The sequence below is a fragment of the Ruegeria sp. AF8 genome, from assembly GCF_056541825.1.
Genome location: NZ_JBQFYW010000027.1, coordinates 35,583 through 42,254 on the forward strand (window position 1 = coordinate 35,583; position 6,672 = coordinate 42,254).

At 54.3% G+C, this 6,672-nt stretch carries 5 protein-coding genes and 2 pseudogenes; 3 read left to right on the forward strand and 4 right to left on the reverse strand.

Going from position 1 to position 6,672, the window contains the following annotated elements; all coding sequences use genetic code 11:
• The first annotated feature begins 83 nt into the window (after window positions 1-83).
• The 3 genes and pseudogenes from ACR0AO_RS23130 to ACR0AO_RS23140 form a co-directional block, all read left to right on the forward strand.
• Complete coding sequence (locus ACR0AO_RS23130; RefSeq protein WP_480608900.1) at window positions 84-863, forward strand: IclR family transcriptional regulator; 780 nt, start codon at window positions 84-86, stop codon at window positions 861-863.
• Window positions 864-895: 32 nt separating this feature from the next.
• Window positions 896-2,248 (forward strand): aminotransferase class III-fold pyridoxal phosphate-dependent enzyme, encoded by a 1,353-nt coding sequence (locus ACR0AO_RS23135; protein ID WP_480608901.1) that lies wholly within the window; start codon window positions 896-898, stop codon window positions 2,246-2,248.
• Window positions 2,249-2,427: 179 nt separating this feature from the next.
• Window positions 2,428-2,647: pseudogene (locus ACR0AO_RS23140) on the forward strand (ATP-binding protein); the annotation flags it as partial.
• 67 nt (window positions 2,648-2,714) lie between these two features.
• Here ACR0AO_RS23140 and ACR0AO_RS23145 read toward each other — a convergent pair.
• The 4 genes and pseudogenes from ACR0AO_RS23145 to ACR0AO_RS23160 all read right to left on the reverse strand — a co-directional run.
• Window positions 2,715-3,190, reverse strand: a pseudogene (locus ACR0AO_RS23145) (IS6 family transposase); the annotation flags it as partial.
• A gap of 243 nt (window positions 3,191-3,433) precedes the next feature.
• Entirely contained in the window at window positions 3,434-5,035 is a 1,602-nt protein-coding gene (locus tag ACR0AO_RS23150) for a BCCT family transporter (protein WP_480608903.1), read from the reverse strand.
• Between the two features lie 29 nt (window positions 5,036-5,064).
• Window positions 5,065-6,048 (reverse strand): extracellular solute-binding protein, encoded by a 984-nt coding sequence (locus tag ACR0AO_RS23155; RefSeq protein ID WP_480608906.1) that lies wholly within the window; start codon window positions 6,046-6,048, stop codon window positions 5,065-5,067.
• Between the two features lie 338 nt (window positions 6,049-6,386).
• The coding region (locus ACR0AO_RS23160) for a hypothetical protein (RefSeq protein WP_480608908.1) at window positions 6,387-6,672 on the reverse strand (286 nt) is incomplete at its 5' end.

Below are 6,672 nucleotides of genomic sequence, written 5' to 3' on the forward strand. Positions count from 1 at the left end.
AAATGATCCGCGTTTGCAAATTTAATGTTGCGTTGTTAAGCTTGTTCTGTCAAGCATTACCTTAACTGGAGGATGTGAATCGCATGGGAACCGCCCTGAATGCACTGAAAATGCTTAACTATTTTTCAAGCTCTCGACCGGAAATCGGGCTGAGTCAGTTTGCGCGGCTGTCCGGATTGAACAAAGCCACCGCTCTGCGCCACCTGCGGGCGCTCGAGGAATACGGGCTGATCGAACAGAACCCCATGTCCAAATCCTATGCGGTCGGACCCGCCGCGCTGCGATTGGCCGCGTTGCGCCAGATCGCCCGCCCCGGGATAGAAAGTGCTCGCCAAAGAATGCAGGCCGCAATGCAGGATGTGGGCGAAAGCCTGCATCTGTCCCTGCTTGAAAGAGATTCTCTTCAAACCGCACTGGTGGTCGAAACGACGCGCCACAGTGTGCGTGTCAGCCTCGATCCCAGCGAGAATCTTCCGATCAATGCGACCGCTTCGGGCCTGTGTTTGCTCAGCTTCGGTCCGTCCTTCTTGCTGGACCGTCTCGGACAGGAAGAACAAGCGCGATACACGGACACCACGCTGACCGACCCGGTCAAGATCAAAGACCGGGTCGCGACAATCAGCCAAGCCGGTTGGGCCAACAGCAATGGAAGCTATGAAAATGGCGTCTATGGCTATGCGGCACCCATATTCGGCATTGATCAGGTGGCGCTGGGAGCCATTGCGATTGCCGTCCCTGAAGGCCGCGCCGGAAACGAGCGCCTGCCAGAAATACTGACCGCTCTGCACGCGCTTTCAACCGACCTGACCGCAAGCTTTGGTGGTCAGCTCCCCGATACATTTCCAACTGAATTCCATCCTTGAGCGGTTGGACACAAACTCCGGAGACACGAGACATGAAAGACTCGAACTTTCTTAAGGAAAACAACGCCCGCCATTTCTGGCATCCGATGGCGCACCCGGCCGACAGCCGGAACAATCCGCCGACCATTCTGACCGGTGGCGAAGGAGTCAGCATTATCGACGTGGACGGCCACAAGGCGCTGGACGCCGTGGGGGGGCTTTGGAACGTCAATCTGGGCTATTCCTGCGAGCCGGTGAAACAGGCGATTTCCGACCAACTGAACGCGCTGCCCTACTATTCAACGTTCCGTGGCACCAGCAATGACAAGGCCATCGAGCTGTCCTATGAGTTGGCGCAGTTTTTCGAACCCGATGGGCTAACCCGCGCCTTCTTTACCTCGGGTGGATCGGACTCGGTTGAAATCGCGCTGAAACTGGCGCGCCAGCACCACAAGATTCGTGGCGAGGCCGGGCGTATCAAGTTCATCAGCCTTAAGCAGGGGTATCATGGTACCCATTTTGCCGCCGCCTCGGTCAACGGCAATCAGAAATTCCGCGCGGCCTATGAGCCGATGATGCCCGACTGTTTCCACGTGCCCGCCCCCTGGACCTATCGCAACCCGTTCGATGAGACCGACCCCGAACGCCTGGCGCAGCTCTGCGTCAAAGCGCTTGAGGCCGAGATCGCGTTTCAAGGCGCCGACACCGTTGCCGCATTTATCATGGAACCGGTTTTGGGGGCAGGGGGCGTGATCCCACCGCACAAAAGCTTTATGCCTATGGTGCGCGAAGTCTGCTCCAAGCACGGCATTCTGCTGATCTCGGATGAGATCATCACTGCCTTTGGTCGTACCGGCAGCGAAAGCGGCGCGCGGCATTGGGGCGTGCAGCCCGATATTATGACTACGGCCAAGGCCATCACCAATGGCTACTTCCCGTTTGGCGCGGCGATGATCTCGGGTGCGGTTGCCGAGGTGTTCGAAGGTGACACAACCGGCAATGCGTCGGTGGATCAGGGCTATACCTATTCCGGCCACCCGGTTGGCGCTGCGGCTGCTCTGGCGGCGCTGTCCGAGATCAAGCGCCTGCGTGTTTGGGAAAACGCCGCCGCGCGGGGCGATGAGCTGTTTGCCGGGCTACAAAAACTGGCTGACAAATACGATGTCATCGGAGACGTGCGGGGCGGCGAAGGGCTGATGTGTGCGCTGGAACTGGTTGCGGACCGCGCCACCAAGACACCTATTGCGAAGCACCTGCCGCTGCAGGTTCAGAAAGCGGCTTTCGAAGACGGTGTGATGGTTCGCGTATCCGGCAACAACATCATCCTGTCACCGCCGCTAATCATCACATCCGATGATGTGACCAAAATCCTGTCGGCGCTGGATACCGGACTGGCCACTCTGTAACCACTCAGTTGGCCCTTTCCAAAGCGGACGGGCCCCAGTTTTACCCCAGCATCTTCAGACTTTGACCGCCTGCAACTCCTCCAGAAGGTCCAGAAGTTGATCCAGTTTCTCGCGGCCCATCTGCGTCTCAATTTTGTCGGCCATCGCCAATGAGATGGCAAGATTGTCTTCCAGAACCGATCCTGATCACCTCGAACCTGCCCTTCGACGAATGGACGGAAACATTCGGCTCTGAGCATCTCACCGGCGCCTTGCTCGGCCGAATGACCCACCATGTCAACATTCTGGAGATGAACGGCGACCGCTATCGCCTCGCACAGAGCAAGGCTCGGCAGAACTCCTAAGACACAGAAGAGATTGGTCCTGGCGGACCAAGACGCCTTGGCAACCGCCAGTTAAATGGGAGCGCGCTTGCCAAGGCGCCAGTTACCCCAATAGTAGCCGACTTTTGCTCCGCCCCATGGCCGACTTTTACGCCGTTGACAGCTGGGCAACCAGAGCCTTTCAGCACCTTGTTTATGGCTTTGATACCAGCAGTGTTGGTCCCGCTTTGTCGACGACAATCTTCCGTGGCAAACCGTTCACCTCAAGCGCACGGGCGAAGAGCTTCGTTGCAGCAGCTTTATTCGGCGCTTGGATAGCATGAAGTCCAGGGTTTTGCCGTGCTTGTCGATGGTGCGATAAAGCACCGTTCACTTTCACATATGTCTCATCCATGCGTCATGAACGGTCCGCCGGACGCTTTTTATACCGCGAAGCATCAGCTAAGAAACCAGCGTATCGGCTCACCCAACGGTTCAGCGTCGCGTGATCCAGTTCAACACTACGTTCCGCCATGATTTCTTCCAGATCCCGATATGACACGCCGTATCGGGGATAAAGGAAAACAGCGTACAAAATCACTTCATTCGGAAAATGCGCGCCCTGGAATGAGATCGTCACCGTCTGCTCCTGTAAAACTCGAGCACGCGCTACCAAAACTACGCTCGACCTGACAGTGAGGAAAGAGTTTGCGACAGAACGATTCTGTCGCAAATTCCGGCGTTAATTGAAGCTATCGCTCTGATTGATTGGGTTTATCCCGCGAGTTTTGCAAATTGACGGAATCCGCTTGTGATTAAGTTATGCAGGCAAATTCGAAAGGCAGGTGGACTGCCTCTCGATATGTTGCACCCCAATGATTGCCTATCTGTTGAGAAACTCCAGTTCGTATTTGTCCTCAACATCAGGCAAGGGATGCTCAGCATGAAGCGACGAGACGATACCGTAGATCATGAACAACAAGATCACTGCGATTGGCAGCCCCGCGACGATTGATGCCGTTTGAAGCGCGCTCAAACCGCCTGCCAGCATTAGAACTCCCGCGACCACGCCCGCTGTTAGACCCCAAAAGACACGGAATTTGACTGGCGGATGCTCATCACCCATCGACAACATTGTGCACATCACCAGCGTTCCCGAGTCTGAAGATGTGACAAACCACGAGATCAGCAGAACAGTGATCAGAACAGTGATCGGGTAAACCAACCAAGTGTAACCGAACCCTTTGACCGTTTGGAATACGCCGGCCGCATAGTCATTGTTGACCGCTTCTACGACGCCCGCTTCATAGAACAAGTCCACACCGGCCGCCGCGCCACCGAAAACACCCATCCACAGCATAACGACTGATGTTGGGATAAGCAGCACGCAATAGCAGAACTGTTTGATCGTCCGCCCCTTGGACACCCGTGCGATAAACAGACCAACAAATGGACACCAAGCGATCCACCATCCCCAATAGAAGATGGTCCACCAGCTCTGCCATTGGTTCTCAGGCTCACCATTGATCCAGAAACCCATCGGGATCACTGTCCACAGATAGTCGCCGAAGCCGGATATGGTAATACCCAGCAGGAATGCCGTCGGCCCCAGGATGATGAAAAGTATCAGCAGGCCAATACTGGCCATTACATTGGCTTCGGACAGGATGCGAACGCCTTTGCCAACACCTGAAGCAGCTGAAGCCGTACCGAGGCAGGTAATGATCGCTACAAGAATCAATTGGTTTGTTTGGGTGTTTGTCATCCAGCCGAGGTCCTCAAGACCGGCAGCTATTGGTGTAACCCCCAATCCCAGAGAGGTGGCAAGACCAAAGATTGTGCCAAATACGCCAATCAGATCGACGAGATGGCCCCAAGGACCATAAATCCGATCCTTAAGCACAGGATAAAGCGCAGTTCGCAGCGTTAGTGGCAACCCGTGGCGATACGAAAAATAAGCCAGGCATAGCCCTACCAAAACGTAGAGGGCCCAGCCATGAAATCCCCAATGGAAATTGGTGATCGTAACTGCGGAAACTGCAGCAGCAACGGAACCTGATTCTATTCCCGCCTTCTCGAGAAACGGGCTGCCTTGAATATGGAACATAGGCTCAGCAACGCCCCAGTAAATAAGGCCAGATCCCAGGCCCGCGCTAAACAGCATGCAGATCCACGAAAACGTTGAAAAGTCGGGTTCATCGTCGTCTTTGCCAAGCTTCACGTGACCAAACCGACTGATCATCAGCCAAATCACAAAAAACAGTGCGGCGTTAACGACAAGAACGTAAAACCAGTCCAGACTGCCGATGATGAAATCCTTGCCAGACGCAAAGATCGCACTTGAAGCCTCGACATCGCGGATTGTGAAGAACACAAACCCCAAGATCATCACCATCGAAGCGATGCCCATTATCGGATTCATACCTTTGAACAAGCCGCTGTTCGCAACAAGATTGTCAGGTTTCTGTGTCGATTGATCACTCATTTTGCACCTCTTCGCCTTGTTGGTTCGGCTTACCGTGTGGATCCTGCAGCACCTTGGCGCGCTGAAGTTGTCAGCCATGACTCGAACGCTTCTTCCAGGCGCGCATGATTGTTCGCCCACCATTCGGCGTCTGACAGGATATACAGATTGTCTTCATACGCAGGGCCGTTTGGAATTCGCTCCAAAACGTCATCTGACAGAAGTGCTATCGATGATTTTCGGGTCGGGCCGTTTGGCAGGTAACTGACCATATTTGCCAGCGAGTTCGAACTGCTGGCAAATCGGATAAAATCAATCGCGCCTTCCTTATTCAGGCTTCCTTTTGGGATACCGAACAAATCCAGTTCGATAACGCGACCGTCCATGTTTACGGTGAAATCGGCACCTTCCTCCTGCGCGGCAGTGGCTCCTGTTGTTGCCCAAATCGATGACATCGCGACGTCACCCGCATTCAACATGCGCACCGGTTCACGCCCGGTTTCCCATATCTGCAATCCGGGTTTTATTTCATCCATCTTCCTCAGAGCGCGGACAACGCCGTCCTCGGTCTCGAGAGTTGAGTAGACGTCTTCGCGCGCCACGCCATCAGCCATAAGCGCCCACTCCATGATCACTGTCGGGTCATTTCGAATGGCGCGTGGGCCAGGAAAGTCCTCAGTGTCAAAGAAATCTGCGATTGTCGAAGGCGGTGCGTCGGAAAATTTTGAATTGTTAAATGCGTATGCGGTACCCCATACGATAACACCGACGCCGCAATCATTCAGCGCCCCTTCAACAAAATCCTCCCGAAACGGGGTGCCATCGACCCCATCCGGCAACTCGATATCGGAGATATTCTCCAGCAGTCCTTCCTTGCAGGCACGAAGAGAATCCGCCTGAGTCAGGTCTACAACATCCCATACCACATTCGCGCTTTCGACCTGGTCCCGGATTTCCGAAATGCCGCCGTTGTAATGTGCAACATGCACTTTGGCATTATTCGCCTCTTCATAAGGGCGCACAAAGCCAAGCATTTGGCTTCGCATGTAAGGACCGGTCCAAGACGTAAACGTAATGGTCGGCCGCGACTCTGTGCTCGTGGTTTCACTCTCAGGCGTAGTTTGCGCGTTCACACTGCACACCGAGAAGGATGTAAACAGCATCGCAGTTAATACCTGACAACCCCTGATTACAATTGGCGTTCCAAAATTCATCAAAGCTCCTCCCCGGCCACTACCAAGTTTGCTCAATCGGAACGATTGCGTCGTTCCCCAGGGCCTGCACCCAAAACATTCAGCAATAATACTTCAATTCTACCCCATGATCAGCAATAAACAAAAATAGCGATTGTCAAATACGACCATTCCGCAAGTCAGAGCGACAGGCCCGAGATATTGCACGAGTAGCGAATGGCGGTATTGCGGGTTGCAGGCGCAGCAATTTGTACCTCATCGAGTGACCGCGTCGAGCCGTCCTCATCAAGAGCGAGACGAGCCTGCCGACAATATTCTGCAGTTGCTCCGATAGAGGAAGTGAACCCAGAGCAACCAATGCTGCAGTCCGTTTCAACGGCATCTGTGGGTGGCTCCTGCATTGCAAGTGTTTTCTGGTGATTTCTGCGGTCATTTTCGTCAGTACCTTCGTCTGTCCGGCCTGTT